The 22133-nt window shown below is 73.3% G+C and carries 19 protein-coding genes; 14 read left to right on the forward strand and 5 right to left on the reverse strand.

Annotated elements, in window-relative coordinates; translation table 11 throughout:
* Nucleotides 1-187: 187 nt before the first annotated feature.
* Nucleotides 188-835, reverse strand: coding sequence for a TetR/AcrR family transcriptional regulator (locus M0M48_RS24540; RefSeq protein ID WP_257753115.1), 648 nt, complete (start codon nucleotides 833-835; stop codon nucleotides 188-190).
* A gap of 94 nt (nucleotides 836-929) precedes the next feature.
* Here M0M48_RS24540 and M0M48_RS24545 point away from each other — a divergent pair, with 94 nt between their 5' ends.
* Genes M0M48_RS24545 through M0M48_RS24570 form a run of 6 tightly spaced genes read left to right on the forward strand, consistent with a single transcriptional unit; the run spans nucleotide 930 to nucleotide 7316 of the window.
* Complete coding sequence (locus tag M0M48_RS24545) at nucleotides 930-1793, forward strand: alpha/beta fold hydrolase (RefSeq protein ID WP_257753116.1); 864 nt, start codon at nucleotides 930-932, stop codon at nucleotides 1791-1793.
* Entirely contained in the window at nucleotides 1790-2827 is a 1038-nt protein-coding gene (locus M0M48_RS24550) for a VOC family protein (RefSeq protein WP_257753117.1), read from the forward strand. Before M0M48_RS24545 ends, M0M48_RS24550 begins: the two co-directional genes overlap by 4 nt.
* A complete protein-coding gene (gene mhpA, locus M0M48_RS24555) occupies nucleotides 2824-4485 on the forward strand; it encodes a bifunctional 3-(3-hydroxy-phenyl)propionate/3-hydroxycinnamic acid hydroxylase MhpA (RefSeq protein ID WP_257753118.1) in 1662 nt (553 codons plus the stop codon). The genes M0M48_RS24550 and mhpA overlap by 4 nt, the downstream gene beginning before the upstream one ends.
* Before the next feature lie 13 nt (nucleotides 4486-4498).
* Nucleotides 4499-5485 (forward strand): amidohydrolase family protein, encoded by a 987-nt coding sequence (locus M0M48_RS24560; RefSeq protein ID WP_257753119.1) that lies wholly within the window; start codon nucleotides 4499-4501, stop codon nucleotides 5483-5485.
* Nucleotides 5482-6594: an amidohydrolase family protein gene (locus tag M0M48_RS24565; protein ID WP_257753120.1), complete on the forward strand. Its 1113-nt coding sequence runs from the start codon at nucleotides 5482-5484 to the stop codon at nucleotides 6592-6594. Before M0M48_RS24560 ends, M0M48_RS24565 begins: the two co-directional genes overlap by 4 nt.
* A complete protein-coding gene (locus M0M48_RS24570) occupies nucleotides 6591-7316 on the forward strand; it encodes a 1-acyl-sn-glycerol-3-phosphate acyltransferase (protein WP_257753121.1) in 726 nt (241 codons plus the stop codon). Before M0M48_RS24565 ends, M0M48_RS24570 begins: the two co-directional genes overlap by 4 nt.
* Here the strand turns inward: M0M48_RS24570 and M0M48_RS24575 are convergent.
* The gene (locus M0M48_RS24575) at nucleotides 7309-8280 is read right to left on the reverse strand and encodes a helix-turn-helix transcriptional regulator (RefSeq protein WP_257753122.1); all 972 of its coding nucleotides are present in this window, start codon (nucleotides 8278-8280) and stop codon (nucleotides 7309-7311) included. The two genes, M0M48_RS24570 and M0M48_RS24575, sit on opposite strands and share 8 nt — an antisense overlap.
* 114 nt (nucleotides 8281-8394) lie before the next feature.
* Here M0M48_RS24575 and M0M48_RS24580 point away from each other — a divergent pair, with 114 nt between their 5' ends.
* Nucleotides 8395-9357: an alpha/beta fold hydrolase gene (locus tag M0M48_RS24580; RefSeq protein WP_257753123.1), complete on the forward strand. Its 963-nt coding sequence runs from the start codon at nucleotides 8395-8397 to the stop codon at nucleotides 9355-9357.
* Here the strand turns inward: M0M48_RS24580 and M0M48_RS24585 are convergent.
* Both M0M48_RS24585 and M0M48_RS24590 read right to left on the reverse strand, forming a co-directional pair.
* On the reverse strand, nucleotides 9350-10156 hold the full coding sequence (locus tag M0M48_RS24585; protein ID WP_257753124.1) for an ABC transporter permease: 807 nt from the start codon (nucleotides 10154-10156) through the stop codon (nucleotides 9350-9352). The two genes, M0M48_RS24580 and M0M48_RS24585, sit on opposite strands and share 8 nt — an antisense overlap.
* Nucleotides 10153-11070, reverse strand: coding sequence for an ABC transporter ATP-binding protein (locus M0M48_RS24590; protein ID WP_257753125.1), 918 nt, complete (start codon nucleotides 11068-11070; stop codon nucleotides 10153-10155). Before M0M48_RS24590 ends, M0M48_RS24585 begins: the two co-directional genes overlap by 4 nt.
* A gap of 109 nt (nucleotides 11071-11179) precedes the next feature.
* Between M0M48_RS24590 and M0M48_RS24595 the strand changes: the two genes are divergently transcribed.
* Together M0M48_RS24595 and M0M48_RS24600 are read left to right on the forward strand one after the other, a co-directional pair.
* On the forward strand, nucleotides 11180-12322 hold the full coding sequence (locus M0M48_RS24595) for a sensor histidine kinase (RefSeq protein ID WP_257753126.1): 1143 nt from the start codon (nucleotides 11180-11182) through the stop codon (nucleotides 12320-12322).
* On the forward strand, nucleotides 12319-12975 hold the full coding sequence (locus tag M0M48_RS24600) for a response regulator (protein ID WP_257753127.1): 657 nt from the start codon (nucleotides 12319-12321) through the stop codon (nucleotides 12973-12975). The genes M0M48_RS24595 and M0M48_RS24600 overlap by 4 nt, the downstream gene beginning before the upstream one ends.
* 8 nt (nucleotides 12976-12983) lie before the next feature.
* Here the strand turns inward: M0M48_RS24600 and M0M48_RS24605 are convergent, their stop codons facing one another.
* On the reverse strand, nucleotides 12984-15296 hold the full coding sequence (locus tag M0M48_RS24605; RefSeq protein ID WP_257753128.1) for an MFS transporter: 2313 nt from the start codon (nucleotides 15294-15296) through the stop codon (nucleotides 12984-12986).
* Between the two features lie 125 nt (nucleotides 15297-15421).
* Here M0M48_RS24605 and M0M48_RS24610 point away from each other — a divergent pair, with 125 nt between their 5' ends.
* The 5 genes from M0M48_RS24610 (at nucleotide 15422) to M0M48_RS24630 (ending at nucleotide 22125) form a co-directional block, all read left to right on the forward strand.
* Nucleotides 15422-16879: a PucR family transcriptional regulator gene (locus M0M48_RS24610; RefSeq protein ID WP_257753129.1), complete on the forward strand. Its 1458-nt coding sequence runs from the start codon at nucleotides 15422-15424 to the stop codon at nucleotides 16877-16879.
* Nucleotides 16880-16983: 104 nt separating this feature from the next.
* A complete protein-coding gene (gene gabT / locus M0M48_RS24615; RefSeq protein ID WP_257753130.1) occupies nucleotides 16984-18318 on the forward strand; it encodes a 4-aminobutyrate--2-oxoglutarate transaminase in 1335 nt (444 codons plus the stop codon).
* On the forward strand, nucleotides 18315-19799 hold the full coding sequence (locus M0M48_RS24620) for an aldehyde dehydrogenase family protein (protein WP_257753131.1): 1485 nt from the start codon (nucleotides 18315-18317) through the stop codon (nucleotides 19797-19799). The genes gabT and M0M48_RS24620 overlap by 4 nt, the downstream gene beginning before the upstream one ends.
* Entirely contained in the window at nucleotides 19796-20938 is a 1143-nt protein-coding gene (locus M0M48_RS24625) for a CaiB/BaiF CoA transferase family protein (protein ID WP_257753132.1), read from the forward strand. The genes M0M48_RS24620 and M0M48_RS24625 overlap by 4 nt, the downstream gene beginning before the upstream one ends.
* A complete protein-coding gene (locus tag M0M48_RS24630; RefSeq protein WP_257753133.1) occupies nucleotides 20935-22125 on the forward strand; it encodes an acyl-CoA dehydrogenase family protein in 1191 nt (396 codons plus the stop codon). The genes M0M48_RS24625 and M0M48_RS24630 overlap by 4 nt, the downstream gene beginning before the upstream one ends.
* The last annotated feature ends 8 nt before the right edge of the window (nucleotides 22126-22133 follow it).

Consider the following 22133-nt stretch of genomic DNA (forward strand, 5'->3'; position numbering starts at 1 on the left):
TGCGTCCCGGTGACGGTGCCCCGCACGACCCTGCAACCGCTCCCCTACTTTGACGAGGTGGCCGACGGGAGCCGGTTTCGTCAAAGTGGCCCGCGGGGAGTTCCTCAATCTCTTCTGTATCTCGACAGCGGGCTCGGGCGGTGCGGCCGGACGCGGTCTCCTCAGCGGGGAGCCCGCGGCGCCGCGGCTACAGCTCGGGCTGCGCCGGCAGCGGCCGGGAGCACAGCTCGTCGGCCTCGGCCTTGGCCATGCCGAACCCGCGCAGGACCCGTGCGGTCATCAGGTCCGAGACCTCGCCCGCGTCGATGTCGGGGTCGGCGTCGAGCAGCTGCAGGAGGCCGAGCAGTGCTCCGCCGGCGGCCATCAGGCCCAGGCGCGGCGACTCGATGTCGAAGCGACCGGCGGCGACCGCGACCTCGATGTCGTGGAGGGCACGGGGGGCCAGGCCCTGGTCCTGGACGAGGACGCGGGTGCCCTCGTTGAGCATGACCCGCACCAGCTCGGGGATCTGGCGCTGGAGGCGCCCCGTCATGCGGAAGCTGACGGCGAAGACCTCGGCGGGGTCGTCGTACCCGGCCACGGCCTGGTCGCGGAAGGCGACGTAGACGTCCATCACGGACTGCACGGCGGCCTCGAACAGCGCTTCCTTGCTGTCGAAGTGGTTGTAGAAGCTCCCGAAGCCGACGTCGGCGGCGTCGGTGATCTGCTGGATGCTCACCGCCGTCCGGCCCTCGGCGAGGAAGGCGCAGCCGGCCTGCACGAGTGCCGCGCGGGTGCGCTCCTTGCGGCGGTCGAGTCGGGTCGGGCCGCGCTCTGCGGTGGCCTCGGTGTTCACGTCGTCACCCTATCTGATGACTTCATCAGAAGTGCTTGACAGATCATATTCGCAGAACTGATGATTTCATCATCACTACTCCGAGGAGGTCCGCGTGAGCACCGTGACGACGCGAGAAGAGCGGATGGTTCCGGTCGGCCGGCGCAGCCTGTTCGTGACCCAGGCGGGTGCGGGGCGCCCGGTCGTGCTGCTGCACGGCGGCGGCCCCGGCGCCACCGGTACGTCGAACTACGCGCGCAACATCAACGCGTTGGCCGAGCACTTCCGGGTGATCGTGCCGGACCTGCCGGGCTACGGGCGCTCGTCCAAGGACCTCGACCAGTCGGACCCGTTCGGCGACCTCGCCCTCGCGGTGCGCGGCCTGCTCGACGCCCTCGACATCGACCGCGCCCACCTCGTCGGCAACTCGTACGGCGGCGCGGCCGCCCTCCGCCTGGCGCTGGACCGCCCCGACCGGGTGGACCGGATGATCCTGATGGGTCCCGGCGGGATCGGGACCACGCGCGCCCTGCCCACGAAGGGGCTCAACCACCTGCTGAGCTACTACGGCGGCGACGGGCCCTCGCGGGACAAGGTGGCCACCTTCATCCGGGAGTACCTCGTGCACGACGCGGGTGCGGTGCCCGACGAGCTGATCGACCTGCGCTACGAGGCCAGCATCCAGCCCGACGTCGTGGCGTCTCCGCCGCTGCGGCGCCCGTCCGGTCCGGGCGCGCCCCGGACGCTGTGGCGGATGGACCTGACCCGCGACCGGCGGCTGAGCCGGTGCGAGGTGCCGACGCTGGTGGTCTGGGGGCAGGACGACAAGGTCAACCGTCCCTCCGGCGGCCCGGTCCTGGCGCGCACGATGCGCCGGTGCGACCTGCTGTCCCTGGCGCGCACCGGGCACTGGGCCCAGTGGGAGCGCGCCGAGCTCTTCAACACCACCGCGGTCGCCTTCCTGGAGGGGGAGCGATGACGAGCCTGCTGGAGCGCCCCTTCACGGGCACCCTCGCCGCCAGCGTCTTCGGCGCGGTCCACCTCGGCTACCTCGTGGTGGAGTCCCAGCGGCTGACCGCGTGGCACCGCTTCGGTGCCGACGCGATCGGCCTGCACGTCGACGAGCTCGACGCCGACACCCTGCGCTTCCGGCTCGACGACCACCGGTGCCGCTTCCTCGTCCGCCGCGGTCCGGCCGAGGACCTGATGGCCATCGGCTGGCAGGTCGACGACCACGCGACCTTCGAGCGCATCCTCGCCCGGTTGGTCGAGCGCGGCGTCCCGATCGCCGAGGGTACGGCGGACGAGGCCCGCCGGCGCGGCGTCGAGCAGGTGTGGCGCTTCCCCGGCCCGAAGGGCATCGTGCAGGAGATCTTCACCCGCCCGCTGACCACGGATGCCCCGCTGCGGATGATCAGCTCGGGCTTCGTCACGGGTGAGGCGGGGATGGGCCACGTGGCGATCACCTCGCGCGACCCGCTCGGCATCCACCGCTACTACGACGCCCTCCTCGACTCCCGGCTCACGGACTACATCGACGAGAACGTCGGCGGCCTCACCCTCAAGATCCGCTTCCTGCGCGTCAACGAGCGGCACCACTCGATCGCGGTCGCCAACGTCCGAGGCCTGCCCGTGGACCCGATCCGCACCCGTGCCCAGCACGTCAACATCCAGGCCGCGACGCTGGAGGACATGCTCAGCGCCTACCAGCGCGTGCGCGACCTGGGGTTCCGGATGGCGTGGTCGGTCGGGCAGCACACCAACGACAAGGAGCTGTCCTTCTACTGCGTGACGCCCTCCGGCTTCGAGCTGGAGGTCGGCTGGAACCCGGTCGTCCTGACGCCCGAGCTCGAGCGGGCCTGGCAGGTCGCGACGTACGAGGGCATCAGCACCTGGGGCCACCAGCCGGTCCACGCCGGCCTGCTCGACCGGCTCGGGCAGCTGCGCCAAGCGGCGCTCAACGCCCGCCGTCCCGAGATCACCGTCCCGCAGCTGTCCGGAGCGTCCGCATGAGCACGAACCAGTACGACGTCGTCGTGGTCGGCCTCGGCCCGACCGGCCTGACCCTGGCCACCCTGCTCGGTCGCCGGGGCCTCAGCGTCCTGGTCCTCGAGCGCGAGCCCGAGTTCTACGGCATGGCGCGGGCGGTCTACACCGACGACGAGGCGCTCCGGGTCTTCCAGACCGCCGGTGTCGCCGACGAGATCCACGCCGACATGAACGTCGACAGCGCGGTGCAGTGGGTCCGCGCCGATGGGTCCCTGCTCGTGCAGTTCCGCGAGTCGCAGCGCCCGCTGTCGTGGCCCGTCACCAACTTCCTCTACCAGCCCTACCTGGAGAACCGGCTCGAGGAGCTGCTCGCCCGCTACCCGCACGTCGAGGTCCGCCGCGGCCGCGAGGTCGTGTCGTTCGCCCAGGACGACGACGGCGTGACCGTCGTGCACGCCGGCTCGACCGGATCCGGCTACGGCCGGCGCGAAGCGGTCGTCGACGAGGCCACCGCGTCGGTCCGGGCCTCCTTCCTGGTCGGTGCCGACGGCGGCCGCAGCGTCGTGCGCACCTCGCTCGGCATCGACATGACCGGCAAGAGCTATCCCGAGCGGTGGCTGGTGATCGACCTCGAGGCCAAGGACGGCGTGGACGCCTTCCGGCACCTGCCGTACTTCGACTTCGTCTGCGACCCCGACCTGCCGACGGTCAGCTGCCCCCAGCCCGGTGGTCACCACCGCTTCGAGTTCGCGCTCAAGGACGAGGACGACAAGGACGAGTTCGAGTCCGACGCGACCGTCCGCCGCCTGATGACCCGGTACGTCGACCCCGACGAGGTCGTCGTGATCCGCCAGCTCGTCTACACCTTCAATGCCGTCGTCGCCGACCGGTGGCGTGAGGGCCGGGTGCTGCTCGCCGGCGACGCCGCGCACATGACCCCCCAGTTCATCGGTCAGGGCATGAACGCCGGCGTCCGCGACTCCGACAACCTGTCCTGGAAGCTGGAGGCGATCCTGCGCCACGGCGCCGACCCGGCGATCCTCGACTCCTACGAGTCCGAGCGCCGCCCGCACGCCAAGGCGATGATCGATCTCTCGGTGTTCAACAAGTCCCTGGTGTCGGTCAAGAACCCGGCCACGGCGCGAGCCCGCGACGTCGCGCTCTGGACCGCGCTGCGCACGCCCGGTGTCGGCGGCTGGTTGCGCCGCGCCGGGATGAAGCCCAAGCCCCGCTACCGGCGGGGCGCCTACCTCGGCCTGCCCCGCGGCGTGCGTGGCGTCGAGGGCACCCTGTCGCCCCAGCCCCTCGTCCGCCGGTACGACGGCCGGCCGGTCCGGCTCGACGACGCCCTCGGCATCGGCTGGTCCGTGATCGGCGTCGGCGTGGACCCGCGGGAGGTGCTCGGCGCGGACCTCGCCACGTGGGCCCGGGTGGCACCGTCGTACGCCACGATCTATCCCTTCGGGACCCGGCCGCAGGGCGCCGTGGGCGACGGCCGCCGGCGGGCCGGCCTGGTGGACCTCGAGGACACCTCGGGCGACTTCGTGCGCTGGCTGCGTCGCCACGGCGTGCGCGAGGGGGCGGTCGTGGTGCTGCGCCCGGACAAGTTCGTGTTCGGGACCGCGCAGGGCGACCCGGCGTCCCTCACCCGGGCGCTGGTCGACCAGCTGGGTCTCCTCTGATGGGCCCGCGCTGATGGGCAGGAGCCCGGCCCGGATCGACGTCCACCACCACGTCGTACCGCGGGCCTATGCCGCCTTCCTGAAGGAGAAGGGGATCCGGCCGGGTGGCGTGGACGTGCCGGCGTGGACACCGGAGCGCGCCCTGCGCCTGATGGACCGCAACGGCATCGCGACCAGCATCCTGTCGCTGTCCACGCCGGGCGCGTGGTTCGGGGACGACGACCACGCGCGCCGCCTTGCGCGGGAGGTCAACGAGTACGCCGCCGGCGTCGTGCGGGACCACCCGCGCCGGTTCGGCTTCTTCGCCACCCTGACGGTCCCCGACCTGGCCGGCTCGATCGCCGAGGCCGCGTACGCCCTCGACACCCTGGGTGCCGACGGCATCGTGCTGCTGAGCAACACGGCCGGGTGCTACCCCTACGAGCAGGGCCTCGAGCCGCTCCTGGCCTACCTGCACGAGCGTCGCGCAGTCGTGTTCCTGCACCCCGGCGAGCTCCCGGCGGACCCGGCGCCGGGCATCCCGTCGTTCACGGCCGACTTCCTGCTCGACACGGTCCGGGCGGCCACCGGATTGGTCCTGTCCGGCGCGCTCGAGAAGTACGACGGCATCCGCTGGATCCTCGCGCACGCGGGCGGGTTCCTGCCCTACATCGCCCACCGCGTCCTGCTCACGATGATCCGCGAGGAGCCGAGGGCGGCGCAGGCCAAGGCGATGGTCCTGCGCAAGCGGGAGCGCGAGCGCCGTCTCGACGTGCTGCGCCGCTTCTACTTCGACGTGGCGCTGTCCTCGGCTCCGCACGCCCTGCCCAGCCTGCTCTCCTTCGCCGACCCGACCCACGTCCTCTACGGCAGCGACTACCCGTTCGCTCCGGCCCCTGCGGTGCGCTTCCTGCGCCAGGAGTACGAGGACGTCGCCCTGAAGTCCCACCAGCGCGCCGCCATCGACCGCACCAACGCCCTGGCCCTGTTCCCACGTCTCGCCGGAAGGACCGCCCCATGACCGCACCGATCAGTCGCCGCAGCATCCTCGGAGCCGCTGCCACGGGCCCCGTCGCCGCTCTCGGCGCCGGGCTGCCCGAGCCTGCGTCCGCCGTACCCCTCGTGCCGCCGCGGCGGACCCGGATCGACGTGCACTGCCACCACCTCCCGGACTTCTACCGGGCCTCCCTGGCCGAGCACGGCATCACCGAGGCCGGGGGGAAGAAGCTGCCCGCCTGGTCCCCGCAGCGGGCCGTCACCTTCATGAACAGCTTCGGCATCGCCGCCCAGGTCGTCTCCATCTCCGAGCCCGGAGTCACCTACCTGCCGACCGCCGCCGAGCGCAACGCGATGGCCCGCCAGATCAACGACTACACCTACGAGACCCTGATCAAGGGCAGCGGCACCCTCGCGAAGAGGTTCGGCGCGTTCGCCGTCCTCCCCCTCGGCGACATCGACGATCCGGCCGACCTGGCCAACGCCCGCGCCGAGGCGACCCGGGCGATCAAGGTGCTCGGCTTCGACGGCGTCGGCCTCTTCAGCCAGTACGACGGCGTCTACCTCGGCGATCCGCGACTCAAGCCGTTGATGGCCACGCTCAACCAGCTCGGCGCCATGGTCTTCGTGCACCCGGTCACCCCGGTCATGCCGGACCTCGGCCTGCCGGCGTTCCTGTTCGAGTTCCCCTTCGACACCACCCGCGCCGCGGTCAACCTGAGCTACCACCGGACCTTCACGACCTACCCGTTCGTGCGCTGGCTGCTCGCCCACGCCGGGGGGACCCTGCCGTTCCTGGCCTACCGGACCTCGCTGCTGCAGTACGTCACGCCGATCATGCAGAACCTCGGCGTGGGTCTGCTCGACGAGCAGAACCTCGACTACGGGCGGCTCTTCTACGACACCGCACTGTCGCCGGCGCCGTCGGCGATGATGGCCGTGAAGGAGGTGGCCCCGGTGTCCCACATCATGTTCGCGACCGACTGGCCGTTCTCCGCGGAGGTCTTCACCATCGCCGGCGATCCCGCACCCCAGCTCCCGCGATCGTTCGACAGCACCGAGCTGCCGAAGGTCCTGCGCACCAATGCGCTCGCCCAGCTCCCGAGGCTGAGATCGCGCCTGGCGGCGCCGTGATCGAGAACGCGCGGGCGCTGGCCGTCGCGGCGGTACGCCGCTACCACCGCCTGGAGGTGGAGCTGCCCGCCGAGGTCCCGGGCGGTCCGGTCCTGTTCGTCGCCCACCACGGGTTCGGCAGCCTCTTCGACCTCAACGTGCTCGCGACCCTGGCCGCGCTCGACGACCTCGCGCTCGACCGCCCGGTGACGACGCTGGTGCACCAGGTCGCCTGGACGGTCGGCCTCGGGCCGGCGCTCGAGCGGCTGGGGTGCCGTCCCGCCAGCCGCACGGCGGCTCGCGAGGCGCTGGCGGACGGCCGGCACGTGCTGGTCTTCCCGGGTGGGGACGTGGATGCCTTCAAGAGCCGCCGCGACAAGGACCGGATCGTCTTCGGCGGGCGGGTCGGCTTCGCGCGGATGGCGATCGAGCAGGCCGTCCCGGTGGTGCCGGTGGTCACCGCCGGGGCCGGTGACACGCTGCTCGTGCTCAGCGACGGCCAGGCCATCGCGCGGCGACTGCGACTCGACCGGCTCCTGCGGCTCAAGGCCCTGCCGGTCTCGGTCACCTTCCCGTGGGGACTCAACCTCGGGGTCGCCGGCTTCCTGCCCTACCTCCCCGTCCCGGTGACCCTGCGCACCCGGGTGCTGCCCGGCCTGACGGCGCAGCCGGACGAGGCGGCGGCCGCCTTCGCCGCGCGGATCGAGCAGACCATGCAGGCCGCGCTCGACGAGCTCACCTGACGCCGGTACGACGCGCCAGGTGGCTGCCGAGCCGCTCGACGGCGTGCCCGAGGTCGTCAGGTTCCACCACCTCGACGGGGGTGGTGAAGGCGATCCGGGCGACCGTCATGGCCAGCCGGCCGAGGTCCTCGCCCCGGATCCGGACGATCGTGGCTCCCGCCGTGGTCTCGACCACCACGTGGTCCACCCAGCGGAGCACCTCCCGCAGGTCGTCGAGCCCGGCGCCCAGGGCGAGGGTCGCGACCCGGTCACGGGGGACCGAGCCGGTGGCGCGGGCGACGTACGCCGCCGGGTCGCCGCCGGGGATCTCGCGGGGGGTGAAGCGGATGCCGGTCGCCCTGGGGGAGGTGAGTCGGTCGAGCCGGAAGGTGCGCCAGTCGTCGCGGTCCCGGTCCCACGCGAGCAGGTACCAGCGGCGGCCGGCGGTCACGAGCCGGTGCGGCTCGACCTGGCGTCGCGTGGCACTGCCCTCGCCGGCGCGGTAGTCGAAGCGGGTGATCTCGTGGTCGCGGCACGCCGCCGCGAGCAGGCTGAGTGACTCTGGGTCGACCAGGTTCCAGCCGGTGGGTGGCACGGACGTCACGGTGGAGTGGAGAGCCGCCACGCGTCGGCGAAGCCGGTTCGGCAACAGGTTCTGGACCTTGGTGAAGGCGCGCAGCGCCGTCTCCTCCATGCCGTCGATGGCGGCGACCGCGGCGTAGCGAAGGCCCACCGCGAGGGCGACGGCCTCGTCGTCGTCGACGACCAGCGGCGGCAGGTGCGCTCCGGCTTCGAGGCGATAGCCGCCGTACCTGCCCGAGGTGGCGGCGACGGGGTAGCCGAGCTCCCGGAGCCGGTCGATGTCGCGGCGCACCGTCCGCTCGGTCACGTCGAGGCGCTCGGCGAGCTCCGTGCTGCGCCAGAACCGGTGGGTCTGGAGCAGCGAGAGCAACGCGAGCGCACGCCCGGTGGGGTCAGCCGACATGTGCCGAGTCTGCCCGTCATCGCGGACAGCTCCTGTCCGCGATTGCTTCTACGGTCACTCGACCGATCGCCCTGGCGCGCATCGGCACCCGTCCGTCACTGAGAGGAACACCCCATGTCACACCCCGACGCCTTCCCCCGGCCGAGCATGGTCGCCGTCAACGGCATCGAGCTCGAGGTCTTCGAGATGGGCCGGGAGAACGCCGGCAAGCCCCTCGTCCTGTGCCACGGCTGGCCGGAGCTGGCCTTCTCGTGGCGCCACCAGATGGGTGCGCTCGCGGCCGCCGGCTACCACGTCATCGCGCCCAACCAGCGTGGCTACGGCGGCTCGTCCCGACCTGCCGAGGTCACCGACTACGACATCGTGCACCTCGCGGGCGACCTCGTCGGTCTCCTGGATCACTTCGGGTACGAGGACGCGACGTTCGTCGGTCACGACTGGGGCGCGAACGTCGTGTGGAGCACCGCCGTGCTGCATCCCACCCGGGTGAGCAAGGTGATCGCGCTCAGCGTGCCCTACCTGGAGCGCGGCGACGTCCCGCCGCTCGCCTTCATCGAGGCGGTCGTGGGCAGCGACTCCTACTTCGTCCACTTCAACCGGCAGCCGGGAGTGGCCGACGCCGTGTTCGACGCCCATGCCGCACGGTTCCTGCGCAACCTCTACCGCAAGAACGAGCCGCCGGCCGAGCCGGAGCCGGGCATGGCGTTCATCCACCTCGCCCACGCCGAGACGCCGCGCGGCGAGCCGGTGATGAGCGACGGCGAGCTGGCGGTGTTCGTCGACGCCTTCGAGGCATCGGGCTTCACCTCCAGCGTGAACTGGTACCGCAACGTCGACCGCAACTGGGAGCTGATGGCGGACGTCGACCCGATCGTCCGCCAGGAGGCGCTGATGATCTACGGCGCACGGGACACGGTCATGAGGGCACCGAACCTCGAAGCGTTCGTCCCCCGCGTCGAGGTCGCGGACCTGGACTGCGGCCACTGGATCCAGCAGGAGCTGCCGGACGAGACCACCCGCTTGATCCTCGACTGGCTCCGGAGGCACGAGGTCGTCGAGACGTCGCCGGCTACTTGACCTCGGAGCGGCGCAGGAGCACCAGCCCCACCACCAGCGGTACGACGATCCACAGCGTCGTCGTCGCCCCGAGCTGGGCCCACTCCTGCGCCGACGAGGTCCCGCCCTCGAACAGGACGACCTGGGACTGGTTCCAGTCGAGCCAGGGCTGGAGGTCGGTGAAGCCCTCGCGCACCTGGGCCAGCAGCAGGAGGATGCCGGAGAGCACGAACGACAGCACGAAGTAGCCGACGATCGCGGCCGCGGAGCTGCGCAGCGTCACGCCGAGGGTGAAGCCGATGGCCATCCCCATCAGGTTGCCCAGGACGATCTGGGCGGCGTACGACGGACCGACGTTCCACACGGTGTCGACGCCGGCGAGGGCGGAGCCGATCACGTTGCCGACGGCGCCGATGGTGAGCGCCACGAGCATGGAGACGATCCCGACGAGGGTGGCGGCGAGGGCCTTGGCGCCGATGACGCGGCCGCGGCTGGGGACCAGCGTGAACGTGGTCAGGCCGCTGCGCTGGCTCCACTCGCTGGTGACGGCGAGGATCGCGATCATGGGCAGGATCAGCGTCATCGGGAAGCCGAGGGCGCGGGAGAAGGTCTCGTAGGTGAGCGTGCTGTCGGGGGCGAAGACGATCGCGGCCACGGTCGCGACGACCGACAGGACGCCGATGCTGACGAGCAGCCAGAAGCCGGAGCGGGTGTCGAACATCTTGCGCAGCTCGACGGCGACGATCCGGTGGGTCGGGATCGGCGGGGGTACGGCGCGCCGGGGGGTGGTCACGGTGGGTGAGGTGGTCTGGGTGGTCATGCTGCTGCCCCTCCTTCGGGAACGGTGCTCTCGCGCTGGGAGTCCGCGGTGAGCTCGAGGAACATCTCCTCCAGGCCGGCGCTGTCCGCGGCGCGCAGCTCGGTCAGGGCGATGCCGGCCGCGAGGGCGACCTGGCCGACGCGGTGCGGGTCGGCCAGGGTGTGGAGCGCGCCTCCGGCCGAGGGGGAGGCGTCGATGCCGGCGTCCGCGAGGGCGGCGGCGAGGCGGGCGTCGTCCGCGGACGCGACGACGGTCCCGGCGGTCGACAGGAGCTCTTGCTTGGTGCCCTGCGCGACGATCCGGCCGTTGCCGATGACGACCAGGTCGTCGGCGATGACCTCGATCTCGTGCAGGAGGTGCGAGGAGAGCAGCACGGTGCCGCCCTGGTCGGCGAAGTCGCGCAGGAGGTCGCGCATCCAGCGGATGCCGGCCGGGTCGAGTCCGTTGGCGGGCTCGTCGAGGACCAGGACGGCGGGGTCGCCGAGGAGGGCGGTCGCGATGCCGAGGCGCTGGCGCATGCCGAGGGAGTAGTTGCGGATCCGGCCGTCGCCCTCCCGCTCCGTCAGCGACACCCGGCGCAGCATCGCGGGCACCCGGTCGGCCGGCAGGCCCATCGTGCGGGCCGCGATCGTGAGCACCTCGCGGCCGGTCCGGCCGGCGTGCTGGGCGTAGGCGTCGAGCAGGACGCCGATCTCGCGGCCCGGGTTCGGCAGGTCGGCGTACCGGCCGCCGAGGACCTCCACATGACCGGAGGTCGCGGGGCTCAGCCCGACCATGATCCGCATGGTGGTGGACTTGCCGGCTCCGTTGGGGCCGAGGAAGCCCGTCACGCGGCCCGGGCGGGCGGTGAACGAGATGTCGTCCACGGCGGTGGCGCCGCGATACCTCTTGGTCAGGTGGTCGACGGTGATCATGACCGGAAGCCTCGCCGCGACCGGCCGGGCGTCACATCGGCATCGAGGCCGGACCTTCCTCGTTCTTTCGGCCGATCCCCGACCCCGCGGCGATCCCTAGGCTGGGCGGATGATCACGACCGCCCTGCGCTCGCTCTGGGACGAGCCTCCCGCCGCGGACCCGCCCCCGCCGGCGCGGCGCGACCGGGTGCTGGTCGGCGTGGTGATGGTGGTGGCGCTGCTCGAGGGGACCTTCGTCGAGGACGTCACCTGGCGCCCGCTCGTGACGATCGTGGCGGTCGCGCTGGCGCCGGTGCTGCTGTGGCGGCGTACCCACCCGTTGGTCTGCGTCGTGGTGGGCCTCGGCACCGGCCTGGCCCTGGGTGTGGCGGCCCAGCTGGCCGGGCTCTCGGGGGTGGGCCTGGCCACGATGGTGTACGTCCTGGTGCTCGTCTATGCCCTGGTCCGTTGGGGATCGGGGCGTCAGATCGCGATCGGGCTGGTCGTGGTCGCAGTGGTGGCGGGGTTCAGCGCGGTGAGCGACTACACCGGTCCGGCCGAGCTCTTCGGCGGACTCGCCGTCCTGGCGGCGGCGGTGGCGGGCGGCGCGGCGTTCCGCTACCGCGCGGAGAGCCGGCGCCGGGCGTTCGACCAGGTCCGCAGCCAGGAGCGGGTCGGTCTCGCCCGCGAGCTGCACGACTCGGTCGCCCACCACATCTCGGCGATCGCGGTGCAGGCGCAGACCGGCCGGACGCTGGCCCGGAGGCGACCCGAGGCGGCGCTGGAGGCACTCGTCGCCATCGAGGGAGAGGCCTCGCGGACCCTCGCGGAGATGCGGGCGATGGTCCGGGTGCTGCGCGACGGAGCGCCCGCGGACTACGCGCCCCAGCCCGGCGTCGCCGACCTGGTGTCGCTGGCCCGCCGCGAACCGGTCCCCGTCGTCGACGTCGAGCTCGCCGGCGACCTGGCCGGGATCGGGCCCCAGGTCGACGCGGCCGGCTACCGGATCGCGCAGGAGGCGCTGACCAACGCGCTGCGGCACGCTCGCAACGCGTCCCGGGTGCAGATCAAGGTCGTCGAGGGCGCCGGGAGCCTGCGCTTGCGCGTCACCGACGACGGCCAGGCCGATCCCGCGCGGTCGGCCAGCCACGGCTTCGGGCTGCTGGGGATGACCGAGCGCGCACACCTCCTCGGCGGTACGCTGCGCGCCGGCCCGCTGCCCGGGGGTGGGTGGGCGGTCGACGCCGAGCTGCCGATGGAGGTGCCACGATGACGATCCGCGTGCTGGTGGCCGACGACCAGGACCTGGTCCGCACCGGCCTCGCGATGATCCTCGACGACCAGCCCGACATCGAGGTCGTCGGCCAGGCTGCCGACGGCACCACCGCCGTCGCGCTGGCCCAGCGACTCCGCCCCGACGTCTGCCTGGTCGACATCCGGATGCCCGGGCTGGACGGCATCGAGGTGACCGAGGTCCTCGCCGGGCGGGACGTCGCGGACCCGATCGCCGTCGTGGTGATCACGACCTTCGATCTGGACGAGTACGTCCACGGCGCGCTCCGGGCCGGCGCCCGGGGCTTCCTCCTCAAGGACGCCGGCCCCGAGCTGCTGGTGCAGGCCGTCCACGCCGCGGCCGCCGGCGACGCGCTGATCGCGCCCAACGTCACCCGGCGGCTGCTGGAGACCCTCGCGGCAGCGGCCCCGGCCCGGCGCCGTACGCCACCGGTGGAGCGGCTGACCCAGCGCGAGGAGGAGGTGCTCCGGCTGGTCGCCGTCGGGCGGACCAACGCCGAGATCGCCGGGGAGCTGTTCATCAGCCTGACGACCGCCAAGACCCATGTCGCGAGCCTGCTGACCAAGATCGGGGTCCGGAACCGGGTCGAGGTCGCGATGTGGGCCTACGAGACCGGCCGGGTGGGGCGCTGAGCCGGGTTTCACCTGCTCGTCGGCTGGTTACGGTCCGGGGCATGGCGCGGAAACGAAAGACGCTCCCCAAGGACTTCGGCGACCTTCTCAAGGCCGGCGACCTCGCGGCCTTGAGAGCCGTCTTCGACAGGTGCGAGCTCGACGCCCGCGGCGGCTACGGCAAGGGGACGGCGCTCAGCTTCGCCGACTGTCCCGACGAGCTGGCGCGCTGGTTGGTGGGGGAGGGGCTCGAGGTGGACGCGGTGAATCTCACTGCCGAGCGCACGCCCTTGCACGACCGGGCGTCGTACTGGCCCTCGATCGCGGTGCTCATCGAGCTCGGGGCGGGCGTCGACGCGCGCGACAAGTCGGGGACCACGGTGCTGCACACGGCGGTCACCAAGCCGCACCACGTGGCGCTGCTCCTCGCCGCGGGAGCCGAGGTGGACCCGGTCGACGGCCAGGGGAGCACGCCGCTGCGGTCCGGGCTGGTCCGGTGCAGCAACATCGAGATCGCCGCCATCGCGGAGTCGGTGACGCTGCTGCTCGCAGCGGGCGCGGCCGTGCCGGAGGACGTCGACGCGCTCGTGACCCGGATCGGGACCGACTTCGAGTTCCACCGCTCGAACTTCAACAACGACCTCGTCACCGCGACCGCTGCCGGGCTGCAGCGGCTCTACGAGCTCTTCGACGTGGCGCCGGTGCCGAGTCGGGTGACCCACGACGGGCGCTCGCGCATCGAGGTCACCGCGACGGACGTCGACGGTCAGTACGCCGAGCTGTGGGCGCTCCTGGTCCCGTCGTCCGGTCCGGCCGGCATCGTGCAGGGCGAGGTGCTGCGGATCGCCGGCAAGCTCGCGCGCGAGATCGGGGGCAACGGGTCGGTGAACTGGTCCGACGACTTCCGGGCGATGACCGACGCGCTCGGCGCCCACCTCGCGTCCGGGCGTGCGGTGACGAACCTGGACGAGCTCGCCCCGATCCTCCGGCGGATCAGGACCGGCCACGCGGAGGACCCCGACCTCGGCAGCATGCAGGACGCGGCCGTGGCCTGGATCCTCGCCAACCCGGACCCGACGCCGCTGGCCGCGCCGTCGTACCGGCACTGAGCGCGGTGGCGGCGGTGGCTCAGACCGGCCGCACGCAGCTGCACTGACCCGCGGCCACAGCACCAGCGCCGCGACCGCGCCGAGCGCCGCGAGCACCGCGAGGATCGACCAGGCGGGGGTGAGGCCGGCGTTCGTGCCGACCCAGCCCGCGATGGGGTAGGTGACCAGCCAGGCCAGGTGGGACAGCGAGAACTGGGCGGCGAAGACCTCGGGGAGGGCGTCGGGCTCGACGGCGCCGCGCAGGACGCGTCCGGTGGGGGTGACGATGAGGGCCATGCCGCCGCCGATCAGGACCCAGACGACGGCGGTGGCGGGCCAGGACGTGGCGTCGGTCGCGGTCAGGGTCACCGCGCCGACGACCCCGGCCACGAGGACGCCCGCGCCGGTCATCATCACGGCGCGGTCGGCGACCCGGTCGAGGACGCGGGGGAGGGCGAGGGCGACGAGAAGGGTGCCGGTGCCGGAGGCGGCGAGCATCCAGGCGACGGCGGCCTGGCTGCCGCCGAGGACGTCGCGCACGTAGTTGACCGTGCTGACCACGACGATCGCGCCGGCCGCGGCGACGACGAGGTTCAGGGCGAGGATGCCGCGCAGGCGGGGGATGCGGGCGAAGAGGCGGGTGCCGGAGGCGACGCGGTCCCAGGCGTTGGTGTGGGTGCTGGGGCGGGCGTTCGGGATCCGGGTCGAGAGCACGAGCCAGGCGGAGGCCGCGAAGCCGATCGAGGTGCCGACGAAGAGCCAGTTGAACGTCAGGAACGTCAGGGCGACGGCGGCCAGGACCGGGCTGAGCAGGCTCTCCATCGTGTACGCCACCTGGGACGCCGAGAGGGCGCGGGTGTAGTCGGCCTCGTCGGTGACCAGGTCGGGGATGACGGCCTGGAAGGTCGGGGTGAACGCCGCCGACGCCGACTGGAGCACGGCGATCAGCACGTAGATGTGCCACACCTCGCTGATGAACGGCAGCGCGAGCACCACGCCGGCGCGGACCACGTCGAGGGCGACCAGGAACAGGCGCCGGGGCAGCCGGTCGACGTACGCCGCGGCGAGGGGGGCGATGACGACGTACACGACCATCTTGATGGTCAGCGCCGTCCCGAGGACCGCGCCGGCGTCGGGGCCGGCGAGCTCGTAGGCGAGCAGCCCGAGCGCGACGGTGGCCAGCCCGGTGCCGAACAGCGCGATGATCTGGGCGCTGAACAGCCGGCGGTAGTCGCGGATCTGGAACACGCTCACGGCGCTCCCCTTCCTGGTCGGGTGGCCTGAGCATATACCCCCTAGGGGTATCTGTCGAGATGAGCGCGACCGACCGGGGCGGATAGCCTGCGGGCACGTCCCGGTCCCCTCGCCGAAGGTCCGCCATGCCCGTCCCCACCGTCGCGTCGCTGTGCGCCACGCTGGGCCACCACCTGGTGCCCGCGGCGGGCTTCGAGGCGCCGGCCACCGAGGTGACGGCGGTCCACATCAGCGAGCTGCTGGAGCCGGGGGCCTACCTGTCGGGGGGCGAGCTGCTGCTGACGACGGGACTGGCGCTGCCCGCGGACGACGCCGGCTGCACCGCGTACGTCGAGCGGGTGCGGGCCGCGGGGGTCTCGGCCCTCGCGCTGGGCCTGGGCCCCGTGCACCGTACGGCGCCCGCGAGCCTGGTCCACGCCTGCCGGGCGCTCGGCGTCCCCCTGCTCGTGGTCCCGGCCGCGACGCCCTTCCTCGTCGTCTCCCGCGCCTACTGGACCGCCCGCTCCCGGACGACGGAGCGCCGCCTCCACGACGTCGTCACCGCGCACCGGTCGCTGGTCGAGGCCGCCACCGCGCCCGACCCGGCGACCGCCGTGCTGGGCCGGTTGGCGCGGTGGCTGGACGGGTGGGCGGTGCTGCTCGATGCCGACGGCGAGGTGGCGCTGGCGCAGCCGGACGTCGCGGCCGACGAGCTGCAGGTCCTCGCCGCGGAGGTCGCGCGGCTGGAGATCGCGGGCGTGCACTCCTCGGCGTCGTTCGTGGTGGGCGAACGGGTGGTGGTCGTCTTCCCCCTCGCCGTCGGCAGCCAAGTGGTGGGCTTCCTGGCGGCCGGTGGCCGGCGCCAGATGGACGCGGCGCAGCGCCAGGTGGTGCACACCGCGGTGGCGCTGCTCAGCCTCGACGCCGTGCGCCGACGGCAGGTCGCGTCGGCGACGGCGGCGACCCGGCGCTGCGTGGCGCTGCTCCTCGACCTCGGGCTGGTCGACGCGGCCCGCCGTCTCGCGGCGGTGAGCGAGTGCCCGCCGCCCGCGCGTGAGGTCGCGGTGCTCGTGGTCCGCGGGCGCGACACGGAGGTGCTGCTCGAGGTCGTCGAGCGGTGGTGCCCCGGCGGGCTCGGCGTCCTGGAGGACCGGACGTCGGCGTGGTTCTTCCTGCCGGCCGGGCACGGTCCGGTCGCCGACCTGCGCCGCCGGCTCGACGCGGTCGACCCGTCGGCGGTGCTGGTGCTCTCGGACCTGGTCGCGGTCGAGGGCGCCGGGGTGGTGCGGGCGCGGCTGGTCCAGGAGGCTCAGGCGCTCGAGCCCGGCGCGAGCGTCGACCTGCGCCGCGACGCCGCCCGGACGGTGGCCGCGGCGGTCGACCGCTTCGTCGCGGAGGCGGGCGCCGAGCAGGCCGCGGCGCTGGTCGCCTTCCTGCGGCACCGCGGGCACTGGGGTGCCGCCGCGGACGCGCTCGGGCTGCACCGCAACACCCTGCGCTACCGGGTGGACCGCGCGGTCGAGGTGCTGGGCCTCGACCTCGACGACCCCGACGTCGCCGCCGAGACCTGGTTGGCCCTGCGGGACCGCGGTCTGACCCGCTGATCTTCGGCATTCCGACAGAACCGTCGTCGATTTCGTCAGGATCGCCCAAGACGCTGCGCCCCGCGCGCCCTACGGTCGCTCTCGTCCACCACGGAGGGAGCACCATGTCGATGCCGCAGCAGCGCCGGATCCTGGCGACGGCCATCCCCGGCCCCCGCTCGCGCGAGCGCCAGACCCGACGCCAGGCCGAGCTCGCCGACGGCCTCGGTACGACGATGCCGGTCTTCGTCGACCGCGCCGGCGGCGGGATCATCGTCGACGTCGACGACAACCACATCATCGACCTGGCCTCCGGCATCGCGGTGACAAGCGTGGGCGCCGCGCACCCCGAGGTCGCGCACCGGATCGCCGAGCAGGCCGAGCGGTTCACGCACACCTGCTTCCTCGTCACCCAGTACGACGGCTTCGTCGACGTCGCCGCGGCCCTCAACCGGCTCACGCCGGGCGAGCACGCGAAGAAGACCGCGCTGTTCAGCACCGGCGCCGAGGCGGTCGAGAACGCGATCAAGATCGCCCGCGTCGCGACCGGGCGCAGCGCGGTCGTCGTGCTCGGCCACGCCTACCACGGGCGGACCAGCCTGACGATGGCGATGACGGCGAAGAACGTCCCGTACAAGCAGGGCTTCGGGCCGCTCGCGCCGGAGGTCCACCGGGTGCCGTCGCCGTACCCGTACCGCTGGCCGTCGGGTCCCGAGCGCGCCGCGGACGAGGCGTTCGCCGCGCTGCGCGAGATCGTCACGACCCAGATCGGGGCCACCAACGTGGCGGCGATCGTGGCGGAGCCGATCCAGGGCGAGGGCGGGTTCATCGTGCCGCCGCCGGGCTACCTCGCAGCGGTCCGGGAGTTCGCGACCGAGCACGGCATCGTATTCGTCGCCGACGAGATCCAGACCGGGCTCGCCCGGACGGGCGCGATGTTCGCGTGCGAGCACGAGGGCGTCGTCCCGGACCTGATCACCACGGCCAAGGCGCTCGCCGGCGGCATGCCGCTCGCCGCGGTCACCGGCCGCGCCGAGCTGATGGACGCGGTCCCGGCCGGCGGCCTCGGCGGCACGTACGCCGGCAACCCGGTCGCGTGCGCTGCCGCGCTCGCGGCCCTTGACGTGATCGAGTCCGAGGACCTCGTCGCCCGCGCCCGTGCCATCGAGGACCGGGTCCGGCCCCGGCTGGAGCAGCTCGTCGCGCCGGGCAGCGTCGTCGGCGAGGTGCGCGGCCGTGGCGCGATGCTCGCGATCGAGCTCGTGAAGCCGGGCACCACCGAGCCGGCCCCCGAGCTGGCCAAGGCGATCGCCGAGCGCTGCCACCAGGAGGGCGTGCTCACGCTGGTCTGCGGCACGTTCGGCAACGTCATCCGGCTGCTGCCGCCGCTGGTGATCCCGTTCGACCTGCTCGACGAGGCGCTCGACGTGGTGGTCGACGCGGTGCGGAGCCTGGCATGAGCGTCACCTCCTTCGACCCGCGCACGGGTGCCGTCGTCGCGACGGTCGCCGACACGAAGGACGCCGAGCTGCGGGCGGTCCTCGCCGCCGCGACGGCCGCGGCGCCGGTGCTGGCGGCGACGAGCCCGGCGCAGCGCCGTACCTGGCTGCACGCGGTGGCGGACGCCCTCGAGTCCCACCGCGACGAGCTCGCCCGGCTGGCCGACCTGGAGACGGCGCTCGGCGTGGAGCGGCTCACCGGCGAGGTGACGCGCGCGGCCGGACAGCTGCGCTTCTACGCCGAGGTCGCCGCCGAGGGCTCGTACGTCGACGTCACCGTCGACGAGCCGACCGCGACCACGCCCGGGCTGGTGCGGGTCAACCGGCCGCTCGGTCCGGTCGCGGTCTTCGGGGCGAGCAACTTCCCGTTCGCGTTCAGCGTGCTCGGCAACGACACGGCGACGGCGCTCGCGGCCGGCTGCCCGGTCGTCGCCAAGGCGCATCCCGCCCACGCCGGTCTCTCGCTGCGCCAGGCCGAGATCGCGCGGGAGGCCCTCGCGGCGGCCGGCGCGCCGCGCGGCACGTTCGCGGTGGTCAGCGGCCACCAGGTGGGCGTCGACCTGGTCCGGGCGCCGGAGATCACGGCGGTCGGCTTCACCGGCTCGCAGGCGGGCGGGATGGCGCTGTGGCGGATCGCCCACGAGCGCGACGTCGTCATCCCCGTGTACGCCGAGATGGGCACGGTCAACCCGGTCGTCGTCACCGCGGCCGGCGTCCGGGACATCGAGGCCGTCGCGAAGGGTCTCGTCGGCTCGTTCACGCTCGGCAGCGGGCAGTTCTGCACCAAGCCCGGACTCCTCCTCGCCCCGGCCGGCGCGGGCGCGGCGCAGGCAGTCGCGGACGCGCTGCGGTCCGCCGCTCCGGAGCCCGTGATGCTGACCAGCGCGATCGCGGACGGCGTCCGCACCGGCCTCGCCGCGATGGTGGCGGCGGGTGCCGAGGTGATCGCCGAAGTGCCGGCCGCGGGGGCCGGGTGGTCCGCACCGGCTGCCGTCCTCGCCGCCCCGGCGGCCGCGCTGGCACCGGGGAGCCGGCTGCTGGAGGAGACCTTCGGTGCGGTCGTCCTCGTCGTCGAGTACGCCGACACCGCGGACCTCGCCGCCGTCCTCCGCCGGCTCCAGCCGTCGCTCGCCGCGAGCGTGTTCACCGGCGGTGCCGAGGACGACCAGGCCGGGCAGGTCGTCAGCCTGCTCAGCGGCCAGGTCGGCCGGGTCGCCGTCGACGCGTGGCCCACGGGCGTCGCGTTCACCTGGGCGCAGCAGCACGGCGGCCCCTGGCCGGCGACCTCCGCGCCGGCCGCGACCTCGGTCGGAGCCGCGGGACTCGCGCGGTTCGTGCGCCCGGTCGCCTACCAGTCCGCGCCCGACGCCTGGCTCCCGCCGGAGGCGCAGGCCGCCAACCCGTGGGGCCTCCCGCGCCGCGTCGACGGGAAGCGGCCGTGACCGGCCCCCTCGACGGCGTCCTCGTCGCCGACTTCAGCCGGGTACTCGCCGGCCCCCTCGCCGCGTCCACCCTGGCCGACCTCGGCGCGGAGGTGATCAAGGTCGAGCGACCTGGCGTCGGCGACGACACCCGGCACTGGGGGCCACCCTGGACCGACACGTCGAGCTCGTACTTCGCGTGCGCCAACCGCTCCAAGAAGTCGGTCGAGCTCGACCTCGCCGACCCGGCCGACCTCGCCGTCGCCCGTGAGCTCGCCGCGCGCTGCGACGTCCTCATCGAGAACTTCAAGGCGGGGACGCTCGAGCGCCACGGCCTCGGGTACGCCGCGGTCGCGGCCGCCAACCCGGGCGTGGTCTACGCGTCCATCACCGGCTTCGGCAGCGGCGGCGGGGCCGAGCTCGCGGGCTACGACTTCCTGGTCCAGGCCGTCGGCGGGCTGATGAGCGTGACCGGGCCGCCGGGGGAGCCGACCAAGGCGGGCGTCGCGCTGGTCGACGTACTGACGTCGAAGGACGCGGTCACCGGCATCCTCGCCGCCCTGCACGCCCGGACCGCGACCGGACGCGGGCAGCGGGTGGAGGTGAACCTCCTGTCGAGCCTGCTCGGCTCGCTCGCGAACCAGGCGTCGGCGTACCTGACGACGGGGGAGGCGCCGCGCGCGATGGGCAACCAGCACCCCTCGATCGCGCCCTACGAGACGCTGGCCGCGGCCGACGGCGCGCTTGCGGTCTGCTGCGGCAATGACGCCCAATTCGCCCGTCTGGTGGGGGTTCTGGGCATCCCGGGGCTCGCCGAGGACGCGCGCTTCCGGACCAACGCAGACCGGGTCGCCCACCGCGCCGACCTCGTCGCCGCCCTGGAGGCCGCGCTCGCCACGGACACCGTCGACGCGTGGGCGGAGCGCCTGGCCGGAGCCGGTCTTCCGGCCGGCAAGGTCGGCACCGTCGCCGACGGCTTCGCGCTCGCCGAGCGGCTCGGCCTGGAGCCGACCGTGGACGTGGGCGCCGGCGTACCTCGCCAGGTGCGCAGCCCGATCACGTTCTCGCAGACGCCCGTGACCACCTACTCCGCTCCGCCTCGGCTGGGGGAGCACAACGACGACATCCGCAGCATGCTGAGCAAGGAGAACTCCCGATGAGCACCTCGACCACCCTGCCTCCCTTCGAGCCCCTCGACCCGGCCGGCATCGACGACCTGCTGAGCGACGACGAGAAGGCCGTGCGTTCGTCGGTCCGCCAGCTCTGCGCCGAGCGGATCGACCCCCACGTCGCCGACTGGTTCGAGCGCGGCACCATCGACGACCTGCGCGGCCTGGCCAAGGAGCTCGGCTCGCTCGGCCTGCTCGGCATGCACCTGGAGGGCTACGGCTGCGCCGGCATGTCGGCCACCGACTACGGCCTGGCCTGCCTCGAGCTGGAGGCCAGCGACTCCGGCATCCGCTCGCTCGTGTCCGTGCAGGGCTCGCTCGCGATGTACGCGATCTGGCGCTGGGGCTCGGAGGAGCACAAGACCGAGTGGCTGCCCCGGATGGCCGCCGGCGACGCGATCGGCTGCTTCGGCCTGACCGAGCCCGACGCCGGCTCCGACCCGGGCAGCATGCGCACCCGGGCCCGCCGGGACGGCTCCGACTGGGTGCTCGACGGCCGGAAGATGTGGATCACCAACTCCTCGGTCGCCGACGTCGCCGTGGTCTGGGCGCAGACGGACGAGGGGGTGCGCGGGTTCGTCGTACCGACGACGACGCCGGGGTTCTCCGCCCCCGAGATCAAGCACAAGCAGTCGCTGCGCGCGTCGGTCACCGGCGAGATCGTGCTCGACGGCGTCCGGCTGCCCGACGCGGCGGCCTTCCCGGAGGTCCGCGGCCTCAAGGGACCGCTGTCGTGCCTCAACGAGGCGCGCTACGGCATCGTCTGGGGCGCGATGGGCGCGGCCCGCTCGTCGCTGGAGGCGGCGCTGTCGTACGCCAACGAGCGGGTCCAGTTCGGCAAGCCGATCTCGGCCTTCCAGCTGACCCAGCAGAAGCTCGTCGACATGAACCTCGAGTACACCAAGGGCGTCCTCCTCGCCCTGCACCTCGGCCGCCGCAAGGACGCCGGCACGCTGCGCCCCGAGCAGGTCAGCCTCGGCAAGCTCAACAACGTCCGCGAGGCGCTGGAGATCTGCCGGACCGCGCGCACGGTGCTCGGCGCCAACGGGATCTCGCTGGAGTACCCGGTGATCCGGCACGCCAACAACCTGGAGTCGGTGCTCACCTACGAGGGCACGGTCGAGATGCACACGCTGGTGGTCGGTCAGGCGATGACCGGGCACGCGGCCTTCCGCTGACAGTCAGC

Source organism: Pimelobacter simplex (assembly GCF_024662235.1).
Classification (GTDB): domain Bacteria; phylum Actinomycetota; class Actinomycetes; order Propionibacteriales; family Nocardioidaceae; genus Nocardioides.